The organism is Mycobacterium sp., assembly GCF_052144515.1.
GTDB lineage: Bacteria > Actinomycetota > Actinomycetes > Mycobacteriales > Mycobacteriaceae > Mycobacterium.
Map to the genome: position 1 here is coordinate 1 of NZ_JBKQQD010000124.1, position 2,923 is coordinate 2,923.

Annotated in this window: 6 protein-coding genes; 5 read left to right on the forward strand and 1 reads right to left on the reverse strand. The window is 63.1% G+C overall.

Annotation, left to right across the window (positions count from 1 at the left end; all coding sequences use genetic code 11):
- A partial coding sequence (locus ACLP9N_RS07645) for a hypothetical protein (protein ID WP_442406822.1) occupies positions 1 to 216 on the reverse strand: 216 nt, incomplete at its 3' end.
- 196 nt (positions 217 to 412) lie between these two features.
- Between ACLP9N_RS07645 and ACLP9N_RS07650 the strand changes: the two genes are divergently transcribed.
- The 5 genes from ACLP9N_RS07650 (at position 413) to ACLP9N_RS07670 (ending at position 2,695) form a co-directional block, all read left to right on the forward strand.
- Entirely contained in the window at positions 413 to 763 is a 351-nt protein-coding gene (locus ACLP9N_RS07650; protein WP_442406823.1) for a hypothetical protein, read from the forward strand.
- 3 nt (positions 764 to 766) lie between these two features.
- Positions 767 to 1,150, forward strand: a complete 384-nt coding sequence (locus tag ACLP9N_RS07655) for a hypothetical protein (protein WP_442406824.1) — start codon at positions 767 to 769, stop codon at positions 1,148 to 1,150.
- Between the two features lie 188 nt (positions 1,151 to 1,338).
- Positions 1,339 to 1,617, forward strand: a complete 279-nt coding sequence (locus ACLP9N_RS07660; protein ID WP_442406825.1) for a hypothetical protein — start codon at positions 1,339 to 1,341, stop codon at positions 1,615 to 1,617.
- Between the two features lies 1 nt (position 1,618).
- Positions 1,619 to 1,873, forward strand: a complete 255-nt coding sequence (locus ACLP9N_RS07665) for a helix-turn-helix domain-containing protein (protein ID WP_442406826.1) — start codon at positions 1,619 to 1,621, stop codon at positions 1,871 to 1,873.
- A 3-nt stretch (positions 1,874 to 1,876) separates the two neighbouring features.
- Complete coding sequence (locus tag ACLP9N_RS07670) at positions 1,877 to 2,695, forward strand: hypothetical protein (RefSeq protein WP_442406827.1); 819 nt, start codon at positions 1,877 to 1,879, stop codon at positions 2,693 to 2,695.
- Positions 2,696 to 2,923: the final 228 nt, after the last annotated feature.

Sequence of the window (2,923 nt, forward strand, 5' to 3'; positions counted from 1 at the left end):
ATGATGACCGGCAAGACGAACGTACGCCCAGTTGATGACCCAGCCGTGACCGATCGCGATAAGCACTAGGCCAAGGATGAAAACGATATAACCCAGAAGTGGACGGTCCTCGCCTAGGCGCTTCCCCAACAACGAGCCAGCAACGCCAGCCAGACCTATCACGAACCACCAAGGGCGTGGTCTGAGGAAACTCAACGAGCTGGTGTCGTCTGCCATTTCTGTTGCCGCTCCTCTCACATGGCCGCATCCTTGGGAACTGCTGGCCGTAACAATACCTCTCACTCAAAGGTTGTAGGAGGCTATGCCCGCCCCGCTAACCGACAGCGGTTATTCCAGTTCGGATGACGAGCATCATTTGCAAAACTCAGTCAGTCTGAGCGATCCGGAAACCCCGGTCCGTAAGCTTGGTGTTATGACGAAGAAGTCCGCCGGGGACGCCCTGGTGGCCGCCGTGGTCGCCGACTTGCGCGAGCAGCACCTCGCGCCCGATGCCCGCGAGACCGAGCTGCTGGAGCGTGCCCGCGCCGCCGCAGACAGGATCGCGGAACTGGAGGCGATCGTGGCCGTCGAGGGGTCGACTTTCACCGACAAGCACGGCATCGTGCGGCCCAGCCCGCTGCTGAGCGAGATCCGGAGTACCACGCTGGTGTTGCACCGCTGCCTGGGCGGTATCCAGATGACGGCGGGCAGGGCGGGCAAATCGGCCATCAAAGTACGGGCGGGTCAGGCCAGTTGGGCCGCCCGCTTGGCCCGCGAGGGCTGACGCTTGGCGAGGGACATTGATCCTGCCGAGGCCAGGTTCCGGCTGCCGGGGGCCTACGCGGCCCTGCTCTCCCAGCAGCGGAAGGCCATCATCTCGATCGACCTGCGGAAGCTTGACTGGGGCCTCTGCGACCCTGCCGCCGTCGCGGCGGACCGCGCAGCCCTTGAAGCCGAGGTGCGGGCACGCCCCCAGAAGTCGGTCCTGCTGTCCCGGCTGCTCGACGGCCAGCCGGTGACGGTGGCGAGGTGCATGCTGACCCTCCCGAAAGATTCGCCGGAATGGCTGTCGGACTCTCGGACCGTGAGGGTCTGGCCGGACGACCTGTTGGAATCGTCGGACGGGCCGGAAGACCAGCACGCGACCATGATGGGTAGCCCCACCGCGTAGGCCACCGCCTGGCGGCGCATGACGGCGCACAACGACGCTGAGTGGCGTACGATCTCGGTAAGGCAAGCGAGCCGAAGTCTGTGCCGCAGTGTGCAGGCCACCGGGCAATCCGAGTGAAGCGCCGGTTGAGCATCCCGCAATGGGAGCCGTGTCCAGATTCCTGCTCACACCATTGCGAGGTAAATTCCATGGCAATTCGCGACCAGTTCGCTCTCGGGACTGCGGTCCCAGGCAACGCCGCGTCCAGCGGCGACGGGGCCAGCGTCGAATCGGCAACCGACCCGAACACCGGTAACCGCAATCCCGACTACGTTGCGCCCCAACCATCCCAGCGGCAAAGCACGGCGGTCGGCGACGAAAGTGCCCATAACGACGTGGCGGCATCCCAGAAAACCAAAGTCGCCGTGTCTACGGTGTCCGATGATTCGAATATCGGTGCCGGTGGCCGCGCACTGGGGGCTTCGTAACATGAGTCTCAGCGCCAGCGAAGCCAGCCGCCAAGCCTCTTTTAGATGGCAACCATCTCAACCGAAGGCCGATCAGTGGCTCACGCTCGCAAACGTTTGCGCTGCAACACAACTGGCCGAAGCCACGATCCGTAAATATACGACTCTCGGCAAGTTGAAGGGTTACCGCGTGGGCGACTCGACTCATCTGCGCTTCCGGCAGGCCGATGTCGACAATTTTATGACCGCGACGCCAGTGAAAGTTGAGGAGGAATAAGCAATGTCAGAGCCAGAATTCACGATCGGGGGCAGGACCCCCGAGCAGATCGAACAGGAAGCAGCCGCACGGGCGGCGGAACAGCAACGCTCTGCCGCAGCCGCAGCCGCACTATCGGGCGATCAGACAGCCTGCGACGCCGCACAATCGGCCTATGATGTTATGCGTCGGGTGCCGCAGCAACAGCGGAACTTCAACGCGCGGGCGGAAGCTCTCGCCGAGGAGCATGCGAAAGCACTTGGTTTCGCTGATCCTGATGTGATCAATCGGTTTGTCGCCGCCGAGAAAGCCAAGTTCGCCGACACGCTCGACGCCCAGATTCCCGGTGCCTGTCGGCAATCCGCCGCCGAGCGCCAGGCCGAGGCCGACCGCAAGCTCGACGCGGTTCGCGCCGGTCTCACACCCAAGAGCAATGATGTCGCTGAACTTATGCGGCAGCAAGCAATCTGGGAGGCTGAGCGCAAAGTCCTTGACAGCAAGGAGAATCTCGGTGTGGCCGCTGCGGCGGCAGCCAAGGCCATCGAAAGTGCGACTGACATCGATGAACTACGGGTCTATGCCCGGGAACTCCCGAAGTATTTCGAGGCGCGGGACTACGAGGACACGGGCTTCATCGACCGGGCGCTGACCGCCAAAGTGCCGGAATACGCTGCCGCACAGCAGGAACAGCGCGAGGAACTGATCAACAAGACGATAACCGACCACACCGCAGGATATTTGGAACGGTGTGCCGCGTCGGGTCAGCCCGCCGACCCTCGCATCTTGGCGAAGCTCGATCCGAGTCGCATCCAGTCGGTGCGCAACATGGGCCGCATGGGATGAATCCCGCTGGCTCACAACTGAATTAGAGACCGCCGTGCCGGTTAGGTTGGCTCATCGGTGCGGGATGTGGCACAGCGACATGGCTCCCGTAGGCCAGTAAACCCCTCTTCCTCAGTCACAGAGGGGCCGTCGCAGCGCCGTAGGGCGTGCCCGGTTTTGCTCGGTTCTCTCCTTCCGAGCGGGCCGGGCACGTTCAACGACAACCGCTTGGGCATCGCTTCGCGAATT